Origin of the sequence: Microvirga terricola (assembly GCF_011777495.1) — a bacterium.
GTDB lineage: Bacteria > Pseudomonadota > Alphaproteobacteria > Rhizobiales > Beijerinckiaceae > Microvirga > Microvirga terricola.
Genome location: NZ_JAATJS010000007.1, coordinates 129,486 through 151,317, shown reverse-complemented (window position 1 = coordinate 151,317; position 21,832 = coordinate 129,486). Strand labels below are relative to the sequence as shown.

General features: G+C 62.7%; 15 protein-coding genes. 1 reads left to right on the top strand and 14 read right to left on the bottom strand.

Annotation, left to right across the window (positions count from 1 at the left end):
• Window positions 1-76: 76 nt before the first annotated feature.
• Both HB375_RS17055 and HB375_RS17050 read right to left on the bottom strand, forming a co-directional pair.
• Window positions 77-2,152 carry a M3 family metallopeptidase gene (locus HB375_RS17055; RefSeq protein WP_167674218.1) on the bottom strand — a complete coding sequence of 692 codons (2,076 nt, stop codon included), beginning with the start codon at window positions 2,150-2,152 and terminating at the stop codon, window positions 77-79.
• A gap of 44 nt (window positions 2,153-2,196) precedes the next feature.
• The gene (locus HB375_RS17050; protein WP_246728556.1) at window positions 2,197-2,976 is read right to left on the bottom strand and encodes a dienelactone hydrolase family protein; all 780 of its coding nucleotides are present in this window, start codon (window positions 2,974-2,976) and stop codon (window positions 2,197-2,199) included.
• A 174-nt stretch (window positions 2,977-3,150) separates the two neighbouring features.
• Here HB375_RS17050 and HB375_RS17045 point away from each other — a divergent pair, with 174 nt between their 5' ends.
• Window positions 3,151-5,073 (top strand): AI-2E family transporter, encoded by a 1,923-nt coding sequence (locus HB375_RS17045; protein WP_167674254.1) that lies wholly within the window; start codon window positions 3,151-3,153, stop codon window positions 5,071-5,073.
• Between the two features lie 14 nt (window positions 5,074-5,087).
• Here the strand turns inward: HB375_RS17045 and HB375_RS17040 are convergent, their stop codons facing one another.
• The 12 genes from HB375_RS17040 to HB375_RS18535 all read right to left on the bottom strand — a co-directional run bounded on the left by HB375_RS17040 (window position 5,088) and on the right by HB375_RS18535 (window position 21,824).
• Complete coding sequence (locus HB375_RS17040) at window positions 5,088-6,071, bottom strand: dipeptide ABC transporter ATP-binding protein (protein WP_167674216.1); 984 nt, start codon at window positions 6,069-6,071, stop codon at window positions 5,088-5,090.
• Window positions 6,068-7,084: an ABC transporter ATP-binding protein gene (locus tag HB375_RS17035; protein WP_167674214.1), complete on the bottom strand. Its 1,017-nt coding sequence runs from the start codon at window positions 7,082-7,084 to the stop codon at window positions 6,068-6,070. The genes HB375_RS17040 and HB375_RS17035 overlap by 4 nt, the downstream gene beginning before the upstream one ends.
• Window positions 7,085-7,087: 3 nt before the next feature.
• A complete protein-coding gene (locus tag HB375_RS17030) occupies window positions 7,088-7,999 on the bottom strand; it encodes an ABC transporter permease subunit (protein WP_167674212.1) in 912 nt (303 codons plus the stop codon).
• Window positions 7,996-9,006, bottom strand: coding sequence for an ABC transporter permease subunit (locus tag HB375_RS17025; RefSeq protein WP_167674210.1), 1,011 nt, complete (start codon window positions 9,004-9,006; stop codon window positions 7,996-7,998). The genes HB375_RS17030 and HB375_RS17025 overlap by 4 nt, the downstream gene beginning before the upstream one ends.
• Window positions 9,007-9,070: 64 nt before the next feature.
• A complete protein-coding gene (locus HB375_RS17020) occupies window positions 9,071-10,672 on the bottom strand; it encodes an ABC transporter substrate-binding protein (RefSeq protein ID WP_167674209.1) in 1,602 nt (533 codons plus the stop codon).
• A 337-nt stretch (window positions 10,673-11,009) separates the two neighbouring features.
• The gene (locus HB375_RS17015; RefSeq protein WP_167674208.1) at window positions 11,010-13,073 is read right to left on the bottom strand and encodes a tetratricopeptide repeat protein; all 2,064 of its coding nucleotides are present in this window, start codon (window positions 13,071-13,073) and stop codon (window positions 11,010-11,012) included.
• Window positions 13,064-14,161, bottom strand: coding sequence for a family 8 glycosyl hydrolase (locus tag HB375_RS17010; protein WP_167674207.1), 1,098 nt, complete (start codon window positions 14,159-14,161; stop codon window positions 13,064-13,066). The genes HB375_RS17015 and HB375_RS17010 overlap by 10 nt, the downstream gene beginning before the upstream one ends.
• Window positions 14,158-16,638, bottom strand: coding sequence for a cellulose biosynthesis cyclic di-GMP-binding regulatory protein BcsB (locus HB375_RS17005; protein WP_167674206.1), 2,481 nt, complete (start codon window positions 16,636-16,638; stop codon window positions 14,158-14,160). Before HB375_RS17005 ends, HB375_RS17010 begins: the two co-directional genes overlap by 4 nt.
• A gap of 92 nt (window positions 16,639-16,730) precedes the next feature.
• Window positions 16,731-18,929: a UDP-forming cellulose synthase catalytic subunit gene (bcsA, locus tag HB375_RS17000; RefSeq protein WP_167674205.1), complete on the bottom strand. Its 2,199-nt coding sequence runs from the start codon at window positions 18,927-18,929 to the stop codon at window positions 16,731-16,733.
• 144 nt (window positions 18,930-19,073) lie between these two features.
• Window positions 19,074-19,937, bottom strand: a complete 864-nt coding sequence (gene bcsN, locus HB375_RS16995; protein ID WP_167674204.1) for a cellulose biosynthesis protein BcsN — start codon at window positions 19,935-19,937, stop codon at window positions 19,074-19,076.
• A gap of 259 nt (window positions 19,938-20,196) precedes the next feature.
• Window positions 20,197-20,949 carry a creatininase family protein gene (locus HB375_RS16990; RefSeq protein ID WP_167674203.1) on the bottom strand — a complete coding sequence of 251 codons (753 nt, stop codon included), beginning with the start codon at window positions 20,947-20,949 and terminating at the stop codon, window positions 20,197-20,199.
• Entirely contained in the window at window positions 20,946-21,824 is an 879-nt protein-coding gene (locus HB375_RS18535; protein WP_167674202.1) for a Rid family hydrolase, read from the bottom strand. Before HB375_RS18535 ends, HB375_RS16990 begins: the two co-directional genes overlap by 4 nt.
• Window positions 21,825-21,832: the final 8 nt, after the last annotated feature.

Genomic DNA, 21,832 nt, shown 5'->3' with positions numbered 1-21,832 from the left:
GTTCAGTTCCGCTGGCTCAGGCGTCGCACAAGACTTCTGCAGGTCAGTCTGCTCGGGCTTTAATCCTCCGCTGTCCTCATGCTGCGGGCGTCGTCGTCAAGCCGCGCTTGGCGAGAAGCGCCTCCGCCGACGGCAGGCGGCCACGGAAGGCCGTATAGGCTTCTGCCGGATCGCGCAGGTTTCCTGCGGAATAGATGAAGCGCTTGAGTTTCTCGGCCATCTCCTTGTTGAACGCGTCGCCCGTTTCCTCGAACGCGGTGAAGGCATCCGCGTCGAGCACTTCCGACCAGAGATAGCTGTAATAGCCGGACGAATAACCGTCACCGGAAAACACATGCGCGAAATGCGGCGTGCGGTGGCGCATGATGATCTCGCGCGGCATGCCGATGCGGGCAAGCGATTCCTTCTCAAAGGCGGAGACATCGAGATCGCCCGAGATTGTGCGCTTGTGCAGATCGATGTCGACAAAGGCCGAGGCCAGATACTCGACCGTCGCAAAGCCCTGATTGAAGTTGCGCGCCGCCATCAGGCGCTCCAAAAGCGCTTCCGGCATCGGCTCGCCCGTCCGGTAGTGCGTGGCGTAGCGGCGCAGGATATCGGGCTGCGAGAGCCAGTGTTCATAGAGTTGTGAGGGCAATTCGACGAAGTCGGTGGAACCGCTTGTGCCCGCAAGCAGCGGATAGGTCACGTTGGAGAGCAGCCCGTGCAGCGCGTGGCCGAATTCGTGGAAGAGCGTGCGCGCGTCGTCGAAGCTCAGCAATGACAGTTCGCCCGGCGAAGCCTTGGCGAAATTCATCACGTTGACGATGATCGGGCGAATGTCGCCAGAGAGTTTTTCTTGCGAACGGAAGGCGCTCATCCAAGCGCCGCTGCGCTTGGAGCTTCGCGCGAAATAGTCGCCGATGAAAATGCCGACCGGGTTTCTGGCCGCATCTGTAACCTGCCAGGCACGGATATCCGGATGATAGCGCGGAAAATCCTTCAACTCTTCGAAGGTCAAGCCGAACAGGCGCTGCGCCGTGTCGAAAGCCGCATCGATGATGCGGTCGAGCTGGAAGTAAGGCTTGATGGTGGCTTCATCGAGGTTGTGCCGCGCCATGCGGACTTGATCGGCATAATAGCGCCAGTCCCACGCTTCGATTTCGATGTTGTCGCCTTGCGACTGTGCCTGCGCCTGCAGATCGTCGCGCTCCCGCTGCGCGCGGGCGCGGGCGGGCGTCCACACTTCGTTGAGGAGCTTGAGCACCGCGTCCGGCGTTTTCGCCATGGTGTCGGCGAGCTTGAAATCGGAGAACGTGGCGTATCCCAGAAGCTTCGCGCGCTCGGCACGCAGACGCACGGTCTCGGCGATGCTCGCCTTGTTGTCCGTCGCACCGTTGCCATCGCCACGCGCGGCCCAGGCCTTGAAGGCCTGCTCGCGCAGATCGCGGCGGCTAGAGAATTGCAAAAAGGGTTCGATGCTGGAGCGCGAGAGCGTGATGGCATGCTTGCCCTTCAGGCCCGCATCGTCGGCCGCTTGTGCAGCGGCTTCACGCAGGAACGACGGCAAGCCCGCGAGATCCGCTTCCGTTTCGAGCACGAGACGGTAGGACTTCTCGTCGGCCAGCACATTCTGCGAGAACTGCGTACCGAGGCTCGCAAGACGTTCCGTAATCGCGGCGAGTCGCTTCTTGCCCTCCGCGTCGAGGCGCGCGCCCGCGCGCACGAAAATGGTGTGATAGCGGTCAAGGACGCGCGCCTGCTCCGGCGTCAGGCCGAGGCTGTCGCGGCGCTGAACAAGATCGTCCACGCGCTTGAACAGCGCTTCGTTCATGAAGATGCTGTTGCGATGCTTGGCGAGAAGCGGGGCCATCTCGCGCTCGACCGCCTGGATCGCCTCATTGGTATGCGAGCCCGCGAGATTGAAGAACACGCCGCCGACGCGCTTGAGCGCCATGCCGCTTTTCTCCAACGCATCGATGGTGTTTGCGAACGTCGCGGGAGAAGGATTGTCCGCGATAGCCGCAATCTCCGCCTGCTGCGCGGCCAGCGCTGCATCGAAGGCCGGCTTATAGTGCTCGGGCGTGATGCTCTCGAAAGGAGGGATGCCGAAGGGCGTGGTCCAGGGGCGCAGGAGCGGGTTGACGTTGTGAGACATGTCGGATGCGGTCATGGATGATGTCGTTGGTAACGTGGATGTTTCGATTCTTAGCGGTCTCAGCGCCTGCCCGAAAGGGGCGAGGCGTCATGTCCCGCGAGATAATGCCCGAGAAAGGCGACGACCCGTTCCAGGGCATCGGTGCGCGCGTCCCCACGGAAGCCGTGTCCCTGGTCGGGATAGACCATGATCTCGTGCGGCACGTCCTGCTGGCGCAGAAGCGCTTCGACCGCATAGGCGTTGGCGACGGGCACGATGGCATCGAGCGCGCCGTGGAGGACGAGCGTCGGCGGCAGATGCGCGTCGGCGGCAATCGCACCCTGCGGCAGCGGGCCGAAGTAATGGACCAGGGCCTTGATGCGCCGGTCGGCACTGGCGGCGGCAAGCCCCAGCGCGGCGCCCAATGACACGCCGATGATACCGATCCGGCTAGTATCGACCTCCGTGCGGTCCGCGACCCAGGCGAGGGAGTCGTTGACCGTCTCGAGCCAGATCTGGAAGTTTTGAAACAGCGTGTTGAAGGAGGCACGGTTCTCCTCCGTCCGGTCGAGATAGTGGATCAGATTGACCTGAAAGCCCGCCGCGGCCACGACCTGTGCGCCTTCATAATACTGCACGTTTTCGCTCAACCCATCGGCGCCGTGCAGCATGACCACGGCGGGAGGGCGCAACAGTCCCTCCACTTGAAGCGTCTCGACGGCGATATCCTTGCCGCCGCTCGTGAAGGTGCGGCGTTCCAGCGAGATCGGCATAGGGCTTAGCTTTCCCTCCTGGGCGAGAGCGACGGGAGCGACGGCGAGGGCGGCGCTCATCAAGAGCATGCGACGGGATATCGGCATGGGAGCTTCGGATTTCCAGGCGCGAATGGTTCGGACCTTAAGAGTTTAGACCCAGGGGATAACGGCCAAGCGGGCAAAAGGTCCCAAAACCGGTTGCTGTCTCAACGGCCAAGGATCGTTCCACGGCGGCGCACGTTGTCAGACAGCTGCAGTTTGATACCGGACTGGAGAATGATGACGCCTGCCGAACCGAACAGGTCTCAGCCATCATCGGAGATTGACGTCGAGCCCGCGCGCACGCCCGAGACCAGGGGCCTGATGACGCTGGTTTTCGGCATCGTGGTTTTCATGGTGCTCTATGTCGCGCAGGAGGTCTTTCTCCCCATCGTGCTCGCGATCCTGCTCGCCTTCCTGCTCGCGCCGTTCGTGGACCTGATGCGGCGGTGGCATTTGGGCCGCGTGCCATCGGTCATCATCGCCGTGCTCTTCGCCCTCGGCATCATCGCGGCGCTTGGCACTCTGGTCGGGTACCAGTTCGCGGGGCTCGCCAACGACCTTCCGCGCTATCAGGCGACCATCAAGGAGAAGGTCGGCACTCTACGTGAAAGGACCCTCGCTCGCCTGCCATCCGTCATCAGCGAAATCCGCAAGGCGGTGAAGGAAGAGCCCACGCCGCAACCCGCCCCTGCGCCGTCGCCCACGCCCCAAGCCGCTCCGCTTCCCGTCGAAGTGCATGAGCGTCCGGCAACGCCGCTCGAAATCGTGCGCAGTATCGCTGGTCCCGTTCTCCATCCCATTGCGACAGCGGGTATCGTACTCGTTGTGGTGATCTTCATCCTTCTCCAGCGCGAGGATCTACGTGACCGGATGATCCGGCTCTTCGGCGCGCGCGACCTGCACCGCGCGACAGAGGCGATTGACGATGCGGGGCGTCGGCTCAGCCGCTATTTCCTGATTCAGTTCGGCCTCAACGCGTCGTTCGGCATCATGATTGGGGTGGGGCTGTGGTTGATCGGCGTGCCAAGCCCGATTCTGTGGGGCGTGGTCGCGGCCCTGATGCGCTTCGTACCCTATATCGGCTCCTTCATCGCGGCGACCTTCCCCATTCTCGTGGCTGCTGCCGTCGAGCCGGGTTGGTCGATGGCCCTGATGGTGGCGGCGCTGTTTCTCATCGGCGAGCCGCTGATGGGGCAGGTCGTGGAGCCCCTCGTCTATGGCAGGGGCACGGGCCTTTCGCCGTTCGCGGTGGTGCTGTCCGCCATTTTCTGGACGTGGCTGTGGGGGCCTGTCGGCCTTGTCATCGCGGTGCCGCTCACGCTCTGCCTCGTCGTGCTGGGACGGCACGTGGAGCGGTTGGAATTCTTAAGCGTGCTCTTAGGCGACCAGCCTGCGCTGACACCTGCGGAAAACCTTTATCAACGCATGTTGGCGGGCGATCCGGACGAGGCGCTCGATTCCGCCGAGCACTTTCTAAAGTCCCGTGCGCCCTCGGCCTATTACGACGAGGTTGCCATCGAGGCTTTGCGGCTCGCCGCCAGCGATGCCGACCGCGGCGTGCTGACGGGTCGTCAACTGGCGCAGGTCAAGGAGGTCGCGCATGCGCTCGTTCAGGATCTGAACTCTTACGAGGATGTCACTGAGGGCGTGTCCACGCTTGAGATCGGTGAAAGTTGGAAAGCGGATGGCGCGATTTTGTGCGTGGCGGGTCGTGGACCACTCGACAAGGCGGCTGCAGCCATGCTGACGCAGCTTTTGGAAAAGCACGGCCTGGGGAGACGGACGATTCCCTATGAGGCCGTTTCCCGCTCCGCCGCTTTCAATCTCGATGTCGGTGGCGTGCAGATGGTGTGCCTCTGCGCTCTCGACATCAGCGGCACGCCCGCGCATCTGCGCTATCTGCTGCAACGGCTGCGCAAGCTCGTACCTGACATTCCGATTCTCGTCGGTCTGTGGTCGAAAGATAATGCTGTGTTGAAGGACACGAGTCTGCAAGCTGCCTTGGGAGCTGACTACTACGTCTCGTCCCTGCGAGAAGCCTTAAGTATTTGCGTGAAGCTTGCGAATGGCGAGGAGGAGCCGCGCGAATCTGGCTCCTCCGCCTCATCGGGGGATAGGCAGGCGGCAGGCGCATCGAAGCGCCGAGGCCTGCCTGCCTGACCCGCGCGGCCTTGTTAGGCCGCGGGGTTCTCTAGGAAGTTTTCTGCGTAGTGGCAGGCGACGTAACGCCCGTCCACCAGACGCGGCTGCGGGCGTTCCACCTTGCAGCGCTCCGTCACATAGGGGCAGCGGGTCGAGAACACGCAGCCCTTCGGCGGGTTGAGCGGCGAAGGCAATTCGCCCTTGAGCACGATGCGCGTGCGCTTGGTGCCGCTGACGCCGGGCGTCGAAGAGAGCAGTGCCTGCGTATAGGGATGCAGAGGCCGCTCGTAGATCTTGTCCTTCGGGCCCTGCTCGACGGCGTTGCCGAGATACATCACGAGCACGTCGTGCGCGATGTGACGAACCACGGCGAGGTCGTGCGAGATGAAGAGGTAGGCGAGGCCCATCTCCGCCTGCAGATCCGCCAACAGGTTCAGCACCTGCGCCTGGATCGACACGTCGAGTGCGGAGACCGGCTCGTCCGCCACCACCAGCTTCGGCGATAGCATCAACGCGCGCGCAATCGCGATGCGCTGGCGCTGGCCACCGGAGAACATGTGCGGATAGCGGTTGTAGTGCTCCGGCCGCAGGCCAACCTTCGCCATCATCGCGCGTGCGCGTTCAGTGCGCTCGGACGAGGACAGGGTGGTGTTGATGGCGAGCGGCTCCTCCAGGATCGTTCCCACTTTCTTGCGCGGGTTGAGCGAACCGTAAGGATTCTGGAACACGAACTGCACCATGCGGCGCAGATCCTTAGCCTTGCCGGCGGGTTGGTTGACCGCATCGATACCGTCCAGCGTCAGGCTGCCTTCGGTCGGCTTTTCGATGAGCGTGATCATGCGGGCCAACGTGGACTTACCGCAGCCGGATTCGCCGACCACAGCCAGCGTCTTGCCGGCTTCGACAGAGAAGGAAATGCCGCCGACCGCCTGCAGGCGGCCCGGCTCCTTGAACAGGCCTTGCTTCACCTCGTAGATGCGCTTCAGGCCCTTGGCTTCAACAACGGGAGCGCTCACGACGCGGCCTCCGTTCCAAGAGGATGATCGGCTTTCATGGCGGCGTCCCGGTTCGGGTCGCCGAGCGGATAATGACAGCGTACCTTGCCGCCAGCCCAATCGCGCAGATCGGGGCGCACGTTGCGCGAATGCTCGGTGGCATAGGCGCAGCGCGGGCTGAACAGGCAGCCGCGAGGACGGTCATAGAGACCCGGCACAACGCCTGGGATTGTCGCGAGACGCCCGCCTTCGCTGCGCTCCGGCAGAGCGGACAGAAGCGCTGCCGTGTAGGGATGCTGCGGCGAGGCGAAGAGATCCGTCGCGGAGCGCTCCTCCATGATCTGGCCCGCATACATCACCATCACGCGCTGGGCCGTCTCGGCGACGACGCCCATGTTGTGAGTGATCATGACGAGCGCCATGTTACGCTCTTTCTGCAGGGTCATCAGCAGGTCGAGGATCTGCGCCTGAATCGTCACGTCGAGCGCGGTGGTCGGCTCGTCGGCGATCAGGAGTTTCGGATTGCACGCAATTGCCATCGCGATCATCACGCGCTGGTTCATGCCGCCCGAAAGCTGATGCGGGTAAGCGGACAGACGGCTTTCCGCGGACGGAATGCCGACCTGCTCCAGCAGCTCGATGGCTCGGCGGCGCGCCGCCTTGCGATCCATGCCCTCATGCAGCCGCAGCGTCTCGGTGAGCTGGAAGCCGATGGTGAAGCAGGGATTGAGGCTCGTCGTGGGCTCCTGGAAGATCATCGCGACGTCCTTGCCCGTGAGCTTGCGGCGCTCGCGGTCGGACATCGAGAGGAGATCTCGCCCGTTGAAGGAAAGCTTCTTCGCCTTCACCCGGCCGGGGAAGGGGATGAGGCCCATGAGAGCCAGCATCGTCACGCTCTTGCCGGAGCCGGACTCGCCGACGACGCCCAGAACCTCGCCCTCGTCGAGCTTGAGGCTGACATCGTCGACGGCGCGCATGATGCCGCCTTGCGTCGGAAATTCGACCGACAGGTTTTCGATTTCGAGAAGGGCCATTGGTCAGCGCTTCAGTTTTGGATCGAGGGCGTCACGAAGACCGTCCCCGAGGAGATTGAAGGCAAGCACCGTGATGAGGATCGCAAGACCGGGGAAGGTCACGACCCACCAGGCGCGGAGAACGAATTCGCGGGCATCCGCCAGCATGGTTCCCCATTCGGGCGACGGTGGCTGCGCGCCGAGGCCGAGGAAGCCGAGCGCCGCCGCGTCGAGGATCGCCGTCGAGATGCCGAGCGAAGCCTGCACGATCAGAGGAGCGGTGCAGTTCGGCAGCACTTCCTTGAACATGAGGCGCAAGGTTCCCGCGCCGCTGACGCGAGCCGCGGTGACGTAATCCTTCGAGGTTTCGGTGATCACCGCTGCGCGGGCAAGACGCACGTAATGCGGCAGGATGACCAGCGCGACCGCCAGCATCGAGTTGATCAGGCCGGGGCCGAGCACCGCCACGATGACGATGGCGAGCAAGAGGCTCGGCATGGTCAGGATGATGTCCATCAGGCGCATGATGAAGATCTCGGTCGTGCCGCGCGCGAAGCCGGCGACGAGGCCGAAAATCGTGCCGGAGACGATCGAGATCGAGATCACGATCACGCCGATCAGCAGCGACAGGCGCGAGCCGTAGATCAGACGCGAGAGAATGTCGCGGCCGATGGCGTCGGTGCCGAGCGGATAGGTGATCGATCCGCCCTCCTGCCAGAACGGCGGCTTGAGCGCGATGGAGGTGTCGGTGAGGTAGGGCGAATGGGGGGCGAGAACGTCAGCCAACAGCGCCACGAGAACGACGCTGACAATGACAAAAAGGCCCGCCACTGCGCCGCGATTGGCGCTGAAATAGCCCCAGAACTCGCGGAGCGGATGGGGCGGCGTTGCCGTCGGTGCGGCAACGAGAGGAGCTTCCATGGTTTCTGCAGTCATCGGTTATGCCTGATGCGCGGATTGATGAGGCCATAGGTGAGATCGACGATGAGGTTCACGCTCATCACGATCGCGCCGACGAGAAGCAGACCGCCCTGCAGGACGGGGTAGTCGCGGCGGAAGATCGCTTCGATCAGCCACTTGCCGATGCCGGGCCAGGAAAAGATCGTCTCGGTCAGGATTGCGCCCGTGAAGAGAACGCCGACCTGCAGGCCGATGACGGTCACGACGGGGATCAGCGCATTGCGCAAGGCATGCAAGCCGACGACGCGGAAGCGCGACAGGCCCTTCGCCTTGGCGGTGCGGATATAATCCTCACCCAGCACTTCCAGCATCGCGGAGCGGGTCATGCGCGCGATGGTGGCGAGCGGCTGGGTGCCGAGCACGATGGTCGGCAGGATCAAGTGCCCCAGAGCCGACAGAAATGCCCCTTCATCCTCGGTGAAGAGCGTGTCGATCAAGAGGAAGCCCGTGACCGGCTCGACGTAATAGAGCACGTCGATGCGGCCCGAGACCGGTGTCCAGCCTATCTGCACGGAAAAGACCAGGATGAGGATGAGGCCCCACCAGAAGATCGGCATGGAATAGCCGGTCAACGAGATGCCCATGACCCCGTGGTCGAAGATCGAATTTCGTCGAACCGCGGCAACAATTCCGGCAGGAATGCCAAGCAGGAGGGCGAAGATGATCGCGCAGATGGCCAGTTCCACTGTCGCGGGGAACAAGGATTGGAATTCGGTGAGAACCGACTCGCGCGTCACGATCGACTTGCCGAGATCGCCATGCAGAACGCGCTCGACGTAGTAGCCGTATTGCACGATCAACGGTTTATCGAGGCCGAAGTCTTTCTTGAGCTGCTCATGGCGCGCGACGTCGATGCCGCGCTCGCCCGCCATGGTCTCGATCGGATCGCCCGGGACGAGGCGGATGAGGAAGAAGGCCAGCAGCGTGATCCCGATGAAGGTCGGAATGACGAGGCTGACGCGGGTGAGGATGAAACGGAGCATGTCTTGAATGGAAAAAAGGCGGAGCGGCAATGAAGCCGCTCCGCCGGAGGCCAATGTGAAAGCCTTACTTACCCTTGATGTCCACGCCGTAGAAGGTGTGGCGACCGAAGGGCGAGAGCTTGAAGTCGACCACTTCCTTGCGGACGGGCTTCAACTGCACGGCATGGGCGACGGTGAACCAGGGAGCCTGCTCCTTGAAGATCACCTGAGCCTGCTTGTAGAGCTCCGTACGGGCCTTCTGGTCGGACGTGACCTTCGCCTTGGTGACGAGGTCGTCAAACGGCTTGTAGCAGAACTTGGCGATGTTGGAGCCCGAAACGCCCTTGGCCGAGTCGCAGCCGAGGAGGGTGTGGAGGAAGTTGTCCGGGTCGCCGTTGTCGCCCGTCCAGCCCATTTGACCCATCTGGGACTCGCCCGCCTGAAGGCGCTTGCGGTACTCACCCCATTCGTAGGTCTTGATCTCGGCCTTCACGCCGATCTTGGCGAGGTCAGCCTGCATCAGCTCGGCGACGCGCTTGCCGTTCGGGTTATACGGACGCTGTACAGGCATGGCCCACAGGTCGGTCTCGAAGCCGTTCGGATAGCCCGCTTCGGCCAGAAGCTTCTTGGCGGCTTCCGGATCGAACGGATCGTCCTTAACGGCGTCGTTGTACGACCACATCGACGGCGGGATCGGGTTCTTCGCCGTCACGCCGCTCGACAGATACACGGCGTCGACGATGGCCTTCTTGTTCATGGCCATGTTGAGCGCCTTGCGGACGCGCACGTCGTCGAACGGCTTCTTCTGAGTGTTGTAGGCGAGGTAGCCGACGTTCAGACCGGCCTGCTCGAGGACCGTGACGTTCGGATCCTTCTTCATGGCGTCCAGGTCAGCCGGGTTCGGATACGGCATGACGTGGCATTCGCCCTTCTGGAGCTTGGCCCAGCGGACCGAGGCGTCCGGGGTGATCGAGAACACGAGGTCGTCGATCTTGGCCTTGCCGCCATAGTATTCATTGAACGCCTTGTAACGGATGGTGGCGTCCTTCTGGTACTGGACCAGGTAGAACGGACCCGTGCCGATCGGCTCTTGGTCGATCTTCTCGGGCGTGCCAGCCTTCAGCATGGCGTCGGCGTATTCCTTCGACTGGACAGCCGCGAATTCCATCGCGAGGTCGGCCAGGAACGGCGCTTCCGGCTGGTTCAGCGTGACCTTGACGGTGTAAGCGTCCACCTTCTCGACCGACTTGAGCAGCTTGGGCATGCCCATGTCGTCAAAGTAGGAGTGGTTCGGGCTCGTGACCTTGAAGAAGGGGTTATCCTGCTTCCACTGACGCTCGAACATGAACACGATGTCGTCGGCGTTCATGTCGCGGGTCGGCTTGAAGTTCTTGTTGGAGTGCCACTTCACGCCCTTGCGGAGGTGGAAGGTATAGACCGTGCCGTCAGCGGAGATGTCCCACTTCTCGGCGAGGCCGGGCTGCACCTGGGTGCCGCCGCGCTCGAACTCGACGACGCGGCTATAGATCTGGGTGCTGGCATCGAAGGAGGTGCCGGTCGTGTTCACGCCCGGGTAGAAGTTCTCAGGGCTGCCCTCGGAGCAATAGACGAGGGTTTTGGCCGCCAGCGGGGCGGCAGCCAGGAAAGCCGGGACGCAGATAGCTGCGAAAAGGGCTGATTTCTTCATATGAGGTCCTCTGAGACGGCCTACTGGTGGCCGTTCTGGGACGAAGTTAAGGTGCGAAGCCGCAACAATGTCAATGTGTCCTTACGGTTCGCGCCGGAATTCCCGAAAAATATAGCGTTTCATGCTTACCGGCGCCGCGTCCGCGGCGCCCCAAGTCTTGCCCGCGCTCGAATTGTGCGGCGCACAACGCTGCCGATCGCCTCGGTCTACGCTGGAAGACTGTCGCGCCCAGTCGGAGGGGCGTCGCTCGACTGGTACGGAAAAATTTCGATATTCGAACCTTCATCCACAACTTCCGCGTGGTGGCCCGCTCGGTTCGGGCCGCCTCGGGACGGAATTAGTATTGACGGGACGGCCGGATCGCCTCGGCGACGGCGTTCAGTCCAACGTTCGCTTCGTCGGAATAGCCGGTGCGCTGGACAGAACGGAAGACCGTCTCCGCATCCGTGTAGCGCCCCAGTTTAAAATAGGCCCAGCCGCGGATCAGCATGAGGTCGGTTTGTTCGGGGACGATCCTGGCGCGTTCGCTGAGTGCGAGGAGGGCCTCCGTGTATCGCCCCTCCTTGAAGGCGCCGAGTGCCCGCTGTGCCAGGATGGTGGCGTTCAGTTCCGTGCGGCGCTGGGCCGTCTGCGGCGCTTCGGACGCGGCAAGCGAAGCCTCCGAGGTCAGGTTTTTGCGCAAAAAGGCGAGTGTCTTGCCGTAGGTGGCTTCCTCACGCGTGCGGTCGCTGCCGCGCCGGATCGCCTGATCGAAGGCGGCGACCGCTTCCAGAGGTCGGTTGAGTTCCATCAGGCACCAGCCCAGGGTTAGCGCCGCATCGGGCGAGAGCGAACCTGGATTGCGATTGGTCGTGGTGCAATTGCGCGGCCCCGCGGAGCGCGGCGCTCCCTGCGTCGCTGGGTCACGCACCAGGTCGTGCTCCATGCGCTCGCCATACGACAACCGGGGTTCGGTCTCGGCTCGCGCATAGGCGGTTCGCGGAATCGCCGGTGCGCCCTCGGGGATGAGCACTGTCGCGGCGGGCGGCCGACCGCGATTGATGCCATCGGCCAGATCCGCGATGCGCTGCGAGCGGCTGCGCCATTGTGCGACGATCTTGCCGAAAGTGACGCGGTCGTTCAGGCGTTGGCTGGAAATCGCCACGCCGTAGGCCGAGGGCTCGTCGTTCGGCTTCCACTCCAGAGCCGTCAGGAACCAGTCGCGCGCCGTCCGGAACTGGCTGGTGTTGTAGGCGTACCAGCCGAGCGCCTGGCCGCCGTCGGTGAAGCGCTGTTGCGAGACGACGGGAACGATGCGGGCGACCACGCGGGGATCGAGGCGCGGTGGCGGGTCCTGACTCAACAGTGCGGTTGCGACGTCGAGATAGACCTTCAGATTGCCCGCGCCCTTGTCCCTCCAGTCGTAAGCAAAGGCCTCGGCATCCACGAAGCGATTGAGCGCCCTCAAGGACAGCGCGTAACCTTCCGCCGCCTTCGCGCCACCGTTGCGGTCGAGCGCGGTCTTGAAGAGCGCTAGCGCCTTTTCAGGATTGTTGTGGTGGTAGGCATAGTAGCCGAGAAGAATGACACTGCCCGGCTCGCTCGTTCCTTCCGCGAGCCGTTCGACGACAGCGAGGTCCTCGGCGGATACGGTCAACTTGCTGTCGGTGGAAGCGGTCTCGACCCGGCGGCGGGCGAGTTCGTCGCGAATGGCCCCGAAGTCATCCGGGTTCACGCCGCCCTTGCGCTCGAAGCGCAACAGGTCCGTCACCTGCTGCTCGGGGAGCAGCGTGAGAGCTTTCTGCAAGGTGCCGAGACGCTCGGCGGGGTTGTCGCAATTGGTCAGCAGATACGTGTAGACATCTCGGGCACGATTTTGCTGATCGGTCTTCGCGAAGGCTTCCGCCACGCGCCAAAGCACATCGACATTCGTGCAGGTGAGAAGCGTCGGCGTCTCGGTTGCGACCGACAGCACTGTCCGCCATTGGCCGTTGTCCGATGCGTTGGTCAAGCGTCGGCGCGACTCGAAGGTATCGAGCGCAGCAACAAGATCTGCCGGCGGCTTCCATTGTGGGTCGGAAGCCTGCCGCTCGGCGATGACCGCGCGTGCTTCCGCGATCTTGTCCTCGCTATAGAGCGCCCACAGTCGGTCGATGTCCGGGTCCTTGACTGCGACGGGGCCGCCTGAGAACTGCGTCAGATCGCTGGGCGGCGACCAATTGGGATAAAGCGCGCGTAGGCGCGCGATTTCCGCATCGACGCGGCGCGTGTCACCTTGCGACGCGAAATAGCGCAGGGCCGACTCATCGACCTGCAGCTGCGGCGCGGATGTGAATGCCGGATTCGTCGTCGATTGCTGTGCGAGAGTTGCGAAGGCGATGCTGCTCATCGCAATCGCTATGACACCGCGTGCTACAGGCATTGTGGATACCTTTCGCTGATGAGCGACATGGACAGCAGATAGAGCGTCGAGGGATAATAGAGCTTCGGCTCGAACATCTTCAGCATGCCGGGAAGAGGCTTTCCATCGAGAGCGCAGGCGAGCATCGCGGACAAAACGGCGTAACCTTGATCTGTCAGTCTTTCGCGAGGCTGACCGGTGACGACATTGACCACGGCGACACCTTCCTGACTTGTCGACCAGCGCTGATTCAGCGTTCTGAGCCACTCTAAATCGGTCATCCCCGCCCTTAAAAGGTAAAGAGATATCCTCAATGAGTTATAACCGAACTCGGGCGGAAAGCCGTCGGCGGGTTGCGTTTGCAGCTTTGTGCGAACCGAAACCCAGTCGGCGGGAAGGCGTGCTCTACCCGACGTCGCCTGATACAGCAGGCTGACGCCCTCCTTCCAGACTCCGCTCCAGTCATATTCTGGCGCAAGAGGCGCGAGCACCGGAAACGCCTCGAAGATCCAATAGGACAGATTGACGACCGGCCCATCCGGACGATCGTCAGCACCAAATCCCGTGGTCGCGGGAAGCAAAAGAGGCGCGTTGTTGTGGCGCGCAAAATTGTTCTTGCCGATGGCTCGCGCCATCTTCCGTGCAGCGGCCGTATAACGGGTGTCCTTCCATGCGGCGCCGGCCTTCGCCAACGCGTAGGCGACGAGAATGTCGCCGTCGCTGGCGTTGTTGCGGTCGGACACGCGCGGCCGGGCGGAGGGATCCCACTTCCACGCGACCAGCCCGTCGTCGCGGATCAGCAGTTCGGTCAGCGTGAAGGTCCAGATCTTCTCGAACGTGCGCCGGTCTCCGGCAGCGAAGGCGAGAAGCAGGCCGTAACCCTGCCCTTCGCTGTGACTGATATTGCCGTTCGCGTTGTCGATCACGCGGCCGCTATCGTCGATGAAGCGGGAGCGGTAGGCCTCCCAGTCGGCAGTGCTAATCGTCCCGGCCATTTGCAGCGGCTTGGCGCTCAATGTCGGGCCGGATGGCGCGGCAGGCGAAGTCGCGCCGAGCGCCAGAGCAAACCCGGCAATGAGCTGCAATCCACGTTTGACGCGCACGCTCATGACCGGCGTCCGAGACGACTCAACAGGAGGTGCGTCGCCAGCCCCAGCACGATGCAGCATGCCACCATGAGAAGCGCGTATTGAAGAATGTTGATCGACATCCAGTTCGCCGCGACAAGGCGCAGATTGAGGAACGAGAATGGTTGCGTCTGGACGAAGCTGAACGTGGTGGCAGGTTGAATCTCGAACTTGTCGTCGTTCCAGTCGAGCGCCGCGGCGCGGCCTGAGACTTGCGCCCACACAGGAGGGGCGGTGAGCCGTACCATCTCTTCGGCGAGAGCGTCAGCCGTCCGCGCCGTCACGAGGGTCCAGGTGCCGGAGCCTTCTCCGCGGCTTTGCGCCATGATCAGGGTCGAGCGCTGCGGCGGGTCGAAGGTGCTCGTCGCGCGCTCTTCAAACGACAAGGAAGCGAGCGAGAGGTTGAAGGTGTGCTCGGTCCACTCCTTGAAGGTGTCCAAAGTCCGCTGGATGATGCCACGCCTTTGAAGCGTGTCGGCCCAGCGGCGACGCACTTCGTCTGTCGATGCGGGATCGCCCCGATCCAGCGCGATCCGGTTGGGCGTGATGGTGAACTCCGCGCTCGCGACCTGTTGGCCCGCAGCGCTCTCTGTCACGGGTGTGACAGGGCTTGGCGGATTGAGGCGGTTCGGCGTCGGCGACGATTGCCAGACTGTGCGCAAATTCTCTGGAAGATTGACGCGGGCGAGTAATCCCGCGGGGAGTTGATCGACGGAACCGACGAAGAGAACCGACTGATCGCCGCCGGTGGCAGCGGCGGCGAACTGCGCCCGCACGGGCGCGCCGGAATCCCGCGCCATGCGGGCCAAAAGGGTGCCGGCCGCGGAATAGTTCAGCGGATCAGGGCGGGCCAGCACGACCGTCGCGGGAAGATCGCCATGCGGGAAGCTGCCGGAACTGAATGCGGCGAGATCCGGACGACGGCCGACGCGTCCGAAATTGGGAATGGAGAGCGAAGTCGAATCGAAGAGCGCGAAGCGGTTTGTTTCCGACAATGTCTCCCCGGGCGCGCAACGCTCATCGGCATCGGTCAGAAGAACGGCTTCGAAAGAGAGCTGATTGATGCCTGGCTTGAAATGCCGCATCGGGATGCGGACGGGCTGGCGTCGGAAGATGTTGCCGCGAGACGTAATGGTCATCGTCGTGCTGATGCGACCATTCACGTAGATGTCCACGTGGCTGCCCGGCTTGACGTTGGCCGTGTGTGCGGAATCGAGGAATAGCGTCGCCTCGCCGTAATCCGTGGCATAGAAATCGGATGGCAGGTTGATGGCGAAGCGCGCGCGGAAACGTCTACCTGAGAATTCCTGCGTCGGGATGCCGAGATCCGCAAAGCGAACGGACCGGTTACCGTAATAGGTCGGGATTTCCGGCCAATGCCAGGAAGCGGTGTCGATCCGGTCGCGCTCCATGCCGATGGCATTGAGAACGGGCGCGCCGACGATGTTGATGGCGGTGTCGAGATCGTTCCACGTCGGACCGGACACAATGAGGGACGGGGCGTTGGAGCCCGCCTCCTGCATCATGATCGCCAGCGGCTGCGTGGCGGCGGCGTCTGGGAGAGCGGCGACCAGGCCGCGCAATTCGCTTGCAACGCCCATGACGACCTTGATCGTGCCGACAGGCGAAGGGCCGGGGTCCGATTCCATGACGCGGATGACGGGATGCGCATAATGCCCGCGCAATGCCACCACCTGCACGAGACGAAGCAGGCGATCGCGGATTTCCGGCCGGTAGATTTTTGGTGCGACGACGCGGATGGTGGTGATGCCGGTGGCATCGAGACCGACGGCGGGAAGATCTTCGAGGCTGCGAAGAGTCTTGGGGGCGCCGTCGGCAAAAATCAGCTTCGTGCTTGCCGAATCCACGTCCGTCCAGAGTTCGTAAGTCGCCCTGACGGTGCAGTCCGTACGATGGCGCTGCGTCGCCTCCATGCGGATGATGTTTTGGCCTGCGCGTAGCAATCCGGCGCGGATGGGAATGATGACGCGCTGGATTCCTTGCGAGGACGAGATCGGAATGTCGACCACCGGCTCGCCATTGATCGAGGCGCGCAGGCGCGACGCCTCCGGCATCACCACGACAGCGTTCTGATATCCGATGGATATGCTGGCGCCACTCGCCGCTTCATCCTGGGTCAGATTGGACGACCAGGAGCGCGTGTCCACCTCGCCGTCGAGGCGAAGGGTCGCAAAGGGTAGAATCGGCCGCTCGTGGCGCGTCACCGGGCGCGCAGCTGAAGCGACAGTTGCGGGAGCCGCGGTAGGTTTACTTGTCGGCGCAGCGGGGCGTGCGGTCGCTGGGCGACCCTGAGGTGCCATCTCGAAGGGTGAAGTCGAGGGAGCCTGGGTCGCCGGTGTCGCCGCGGGCACAGTCGGGCCCGCCTGCATGTCGAACTGCGCGGGCGCAGCGGGCTGCACGGGTGTAGCAGCCGGCGCCGCCGGCTTGTCCGGAGACATACTGAAAGATGTCCCTTGCGCGAAGGCCGGTTCGCCGCCGAGCCCTGCGAGCGCAAGTATGGATATAATCAGGAGCGCGCGCACAACGACCTCTATTTTGCCGGCGGGGTAGCGACGACGGGGGCCGGCTGGACCGACGCGCCGAAGCGCTGCAGACCCGAGAGGTATGCCAGTCCGCGTCCCGTCTGGTAAATCGCGACGGTGAGGAACCAGAGCGTGCCGCGCAAGATCCCGATGTCCTGATGGCGGCGCTTCTGGAAGTGACTCCATTGCTCCGCATTGGCGAAGACCAGATCGGCGATGAGGCGGTGATGATCCGGCGTCTCGGTTAGGAAACGGCAACCGATCAGGACGCCCTTGTCGTCCATGCTCATTTTGCGCACTTCCATCGGCAATTGATTGGTCGGAAGGTCGGAATAAGGCTTGAATTCCAGCGTGCCCAAAGCCCCGCGCTTGAGCCCCGGCAGGGCCGACTCCGACAGCAGGAGGCTGATTCCGCCGACGGAGACGTCGCGGATCATCGCATGAACGAACTCGCCATCCATGAGGAAGCGGCAGGGACGCTCGGCAACGACACGGTGGCTATGGCGCCGCGTCGCGCGCTCCGACACGACACCGAGCGCGCAACCCGCGATGATGAGGTTGACGAGATTCCAGGCCCCAGTGACGAGTGTAACGTCAGCCTTGTAAGGCTCTGCCCAGACACGCACGATGGTGGCGATGACGCCGAGAACCAGAATACCGAAGATGATGAAGTATGGCGCACCGAGTTCCGAAACGCGGTTTCTGTCCATCGTCTCGTTCTTGGAGGTGACCTTGAAGGTCGGCTTGCTGGGATTGGCGATGACGGACAGCACCGCGGGCAGCAGGTAGACCATCTGGATGAATTCATACAGATCCGAAATCCACGGCCAGCGGAAGCGGCCGTAGAGATAGTTCTGCATCATGAAATTCACTATCATGTAGGTCGTGGTGTAGGCGAGGAATTCGCCGCCCGACGCGATGAAGATTTCAAGCGAGAAGAACAAGTAGCAGAGCGGCGACACCAGGAAGCAGAACCGGGTGAAGGGGAACAGCCAGAACAGCGCGCTCGACATGTAGCAGAGCCGCTGCGGCAGGCTCAGCCCGCGTTTGAACAGCGGGAAGCGGTAGCGCATGATCTGGATCATGCCCTGCGCCCAACGCGAGCGCTGGCCGATGAAGCTGGCGAAGCTGTCCGGCTGCAATCCGGCGATCAGCGGCTTGTCGACGTAAATGCTTTTCCAGCCGCGTGAGTGCAGTTCGAGCGCGGTTTCGCAATCCTCGGTGATGCTCAGGCCGCTGAAGCCGTTCGTCTCCTGCAGTGCCTCGCGGCGCAGCACGGCGGCCGAGCCGCAGAAGAAGGCGGCGTTCCATTTGTCGAGGCCGCGCTGAATGACGCCGTAAAACATTTCGTTTTCCGACGGCATGGTCTGGAACGTGCCGAGATTCCGCTCGAGCGGGTCGGGGTTGATGAAGAAATGCGGCGTCTGGACCAGGAAGAGGTCCTTCTGAGTATTGAAATAGCCGACCGTTTCTTCAAGGAAGTTTCGCGCAGGCGCATGGTCGGCGTCGAAGACGGCCACGAGGTCGCCCGTCGAATTCTCCAGCGCGTTGTTGAGATTGCCGGCCTTGGCGTGTTCGTTGCGCTTGCGGGTCAGATATTTGACATCCAGGGCCGCGCAGAGCGCCTGAAGCTCCGCCCGACGCTCGCGAGCTTCCCTCGCCAGAATGGCATCGTGCTGCTCGCATTTCTGGTCGGTCCCGCCATCGTCGAGCAGCCAGACAGTCACCTTGTCTGCGGGGTAGGACATGGCTTTCGCGGCGGCCAGCGTCGAGGCGAGAAGCGATGCGCTTTCGTTATAGCTCGGCACGAAAACGTCGACCGTCGGCAAGTGGGAGTAATCGACCTGCGGCGGCTTGCGCGAGCCCAAGGGGTTCGAGACTACGAAGAGGCTGAGAAACAGCATCATCACGCTGTACATCTCGGCCGCGTAGAGCAGAAAGGCCGGGATGTAGTTGGCGAGTTCCGTGATGGGCGGCAAGGTGCTGGTGGTGCGCCAGAAGACGTAGCGAAGCACGATGGCGGTGCCGAGCGCCAGGGCGATCAGGCGCCAAATGCCCTGCGCTCTGAAGAACTTCAGAACGACCATGCTGGCGACAACAACCAGGCCGGCGATGAGATGGGCCTGGAGACTGATGGGAAGGGCGACGAGCAAGACGATGATCGCAGCCGCGACGGCCCAAAAGGCCACAATGAGACCCTTCTGCATCACCTCATTCTCGGTCGGTTGGTTGTTGCGTTACGTTACGCTCATAGCGCAACGTTTCTTGAGTATCTATTACTATCTTCACTGTATTTCGTTGCCGTTCGAGGCAAGCTTAATGCATTTACAGTAAAGAATATTATATCAATACTATTGACTGGGCGGCGGAGGCACCAATGGGTAGCCGGACAAGGGGTTTCGCTCCGCCGCGGGCAGAGCCGCCGGTTCGAGGATCGAGGCTCTCGGCCGCGGTGCTGTGCGGATAACGGGGGCGCGGGGCTGTGTAGGAGGCAAGACAGCGCCGCTATAGGCTTCCATCCCGGTCGGATAGATCGGCGCGCCGAGCTGTCCGAGTTGCGGCTCGACGGGTGGCGGCACGAGGTTTGATCCCCAGATGTCCGACGGGAAATAGGCAGCGATCGTGAAGCCGTACATGGCACGCAACAACTGCTCCTCGGTTGCGCCGGCGGCGCAGAGGCGCAGGCGAATCGAGATCCCGTTGTTGGTGGCGAAGAACGAGGCCTGGTTGTGCTCGATCTGCTGCCACGCGTAGAGGCAGACATCGCCGCTCGCAGCGCGGCCCGTCGCAAATCCGAACGGCCCGTACTTATTCTGCACGTAGATGAGCGAAATGTTCATGGGGACGCCGGGGAGGCGCTCCTCCATTTCCTCCTGCATGCGATCATGCGTCAGAGGATTGAGCTTCAAAGTGTCTTCGACCTCCGATTGCATCCCCGCATCGTTGATGAGGTTCACATAGAAGGCGTTCTGGCCGGCTGTCCGCGACGTCGTCGACAGGGCGACCTCCTGCGAGACGCCGTTGATGAATTTGCGTTGCAGCACCGCGACCACGCTCAAACCGCCGGGCGGTGGCAGAATAATCGCTTGCGCCGCCGACACCTCGCCGGTGAGAGAAGCGTAGCGAATTTCGGGACGGGCCGCGCATCCCGCGGCCGTCGCGACCAGGGCGGTGAGGGCCGCAACTTTGGCAAGGTCGCGAATGCGCGTCCTCACGTGTCCGGGGATGGAACGGAGATACACCTTGCTGCGCGACAGCGGGGGGCGGATCCCGTTCGGAGGCAGTGAAGAAGGCATGAAGATGAATTGACCTGCAGCTGACCGGGATAAGGGAATAAATGATTAGTCACTGATGGGCAAATATGGTTAACGAAGCGTAAGCATAAAAAAAGGGGACAGAATTTGCCCCCCGAGACAGGAAATTAGGCGCGCTGCACGCTGCAGCCGCCGGCGAAGATCCCGCTGAATCAAAGAATCAGCTCAGGGAGGTGACAATTTCCGCAAGGGAATCGACAACAATTCGCGTAATTTTGCTGCCCTTCTCCGCCGAGGCGAGGCTCGGATCGCCGACCACGCCCGATCCGCCGGATATTTCCGCCATGGTGCGGAAGAGAGCCCCCTTGCCGCCACGCAGGAGATCACTGTTCGCCCAGTCGTGAGTCATCACGTGACTGTGCCCCGGCACGCGATCCTGCCGCACGCTGGCGGGATCGATGTAAAGCATGAGCGAGGTTTCGAATTCGCAGGCATGGCCGACGCCACCGAAGCCGCTTTCCTGCACCTGCAACAGGGCTTCCGTCGCGATCCGCCACCAGGTCAGCATGGCGATGCGACATTCCGGATGCTCCGCGCCGAAAGATTCCAAGATGACCTGACCGATGGCCTGGTTGCCGCCATGGCTGTTGAACAGCACAATATTGCGGAATCCGTGCGCTGCGACGGATGAGAGAATATCGCTCACATAGGCAAGGAGCGTCGTGTGTTGGACGGTGAGCGTGCCGGCGAAACTCATGTGATGAGCCGAGGCGCAGACAACGACCTGCGGCAGGATCAAAACCTTGTCAGCGTGCCTCGCATCCAGCTCGTTCAGGAAATGCGCGCCGATCCGTGCGTCGGTCTCCAGTGGAAGATGCGGGCCGTGCTGCTCGATGGCGGCGATGTTGAGGATGACGGGAATCGACCTGTCGAGCGCGTCGATTTCGAGCGTCGTCAGCTTCTCCCATTTCATGGCTTCACCGCCCAGAGTTCGATTTCCACCAGGAAGTCGCGCAAGAGCTTGGTTTCCACCGCGGTGCGCACGGGAAGCGGCGCGGGCATGAACTCCGCATAGACCTCATTGAAGGCTGGCCAGTTGTTGAGGTCCGTCAGATACACATTGACCTTGAACACGTCGGCAAGGCTGCAACCGCCGCTGCGCAAGAGCGCGGCGCAATTCTCGATGGTCGCCCGCGCCTGGGCGCGGAAGTCGCTGCCGCCGATGGTGGTGCCGTCCTGCGCGACGGCGGTCTGGCCGGAAATCACGACGATGCGTCCCGGCTTTACTTCGAGGACGGGCGAATAGGGGCCCGCGCCCGCATGCAGGGTCGCGGCTGGTGCCCTTTTCACCGGCTCGGCGGACTTCATGCTTCCCATCGGGTTCGGCAGGTAGCCAAGGAAGCCGGCGATGCGCCAGCGCCCTTCCACGCGGCGGCAGAAATACTGCGTCTGCCAGCGTAACGTGACGGTCTCGTCGTCATTCAGACGAATGTCGCCGTCGAACTTTTTGCGCGCGAGCGCGAAATCGCCATTGATCTCGATGTCGCGAAGAGTCGTCAGGTCGAAGATCGAGCGGCGCAGGTCTTCGTCGCTGATCCGACCCTTCAGCTCCTTCGATCCGGTGAGCCACGCCTCACGATAGCGGGCGATGTCCGCGAAGGTCGCGCGCCAGCTGTCCGGGTTGTCGGAAAAACGGGCATCGATGCCGAAGAAGAGATCGGGCGCGAAGTCCTTGAAGTGGCTGTCCCAATCGCCGGCGACGAAGGCGTCGATGTCCCGATGGACGAGCATCTCCCAAATGGCGTGGCGCGCCTCGTCGGCTTGCGGAAACGGATTGACGTCGGACATGGCGGGCC

Excerpts from the sequence above, each read along its gene's own strand:
- HB375_RS16990 (WP_167674203.1), bottom strand. The coding sequence starts at position 20,949 with ATGAAATGGGAGAAGCTGACGACGCTCGAAATCGACGCGCTCGACAGG.
- HB375_RS17015 (WP_167674208.1), bottom strand. The coding sequence starts at position 13,073 with ATGCCTGTAGCACGCGGTGTCATAGCGATTGCGATGAGCAGCATCGCC.
- HB375_RS17010 (WP_167674207.1), bottom strand. The coding sequence starts at position 14,161 with ATGAGCGTGCGCGTCAAACGTGGATTGCAGCTCATTGCCGGGTTTGCT.
- HB375_RS17030 (WP_167674212.1), bottom strand. The coding sequence starts at position 7,999 with ATGACTGCAGAAACCATGGAAGCTCCTCTCGTTGCCGCACCGACGGCA.
- HB375_RS17055 (WP_167674218.1), bottom strand. The coding sequence starts at position 2,152 with ATGACCGCATCCGACATGTCTCACAACGTCAACCCGCTCCTGCGCCCC.
- HB375_RS18535 (WP_167674202.1), bottom strand. The coding sequence starts at position 21,824 with ATGTCCGACGTCAATCCGTTTCCGCAAGCCGACGAGGCGCGCCACGCC.
- HB375_RS17045 (WP_167674254.1), top strand. The coding sequence starts at position 3,151 with ATGACGCCTGCCGAACCGAACAGGTCTCAGCCATCATCGGAGATTGAC.
- HB375_RS17025 (WP_167674210.1), bottom strand. The coding sequence starts at position 9,006 with ATGCTCCGTTTCATCCTCACCCGCGTCAGCCTCGTCATTCCGACCTTC.
- HB375_RS17005 (WP_167674206.1), bottom strand. The coding sequence starts at position 16,638 with ATGTCTCCGGACAAGCCGGCGGCGCCGGCTGCTACACCCGTGCAGCCC.
- HB375_RS17020 (WP_167674209.1), bottom strand. The coding sequence starts at position 10,672 with ATGAAGAAATCAGCCCTTTTCGCAGCTATCTGCGTCCCGGCTTTCCTG.
- HB375_RS17035 (WP_167674214.1), bottom strand. The coding sequence starts at position 7,084 with ATGGCCCTTCTCGAAATCGAAAACCTGTCGGTCGAATTTCCGACGCAA.
- HB375_RS17050 (WP_246728556.1), bottom strand. The coding sequence starts at position 2,976 with ATGCCGATATCCCGTCGCATGCTCTTGATGAGCGCCGCCCTCGCCGTC.
- bcsA (WP_167674205.1), bottom strand. The coding sequence starts at position 18,929 with ATGCAGAAGGGTCTCATTGTGGCCTTTTGGGCCGTCGCGGCTGCGATC.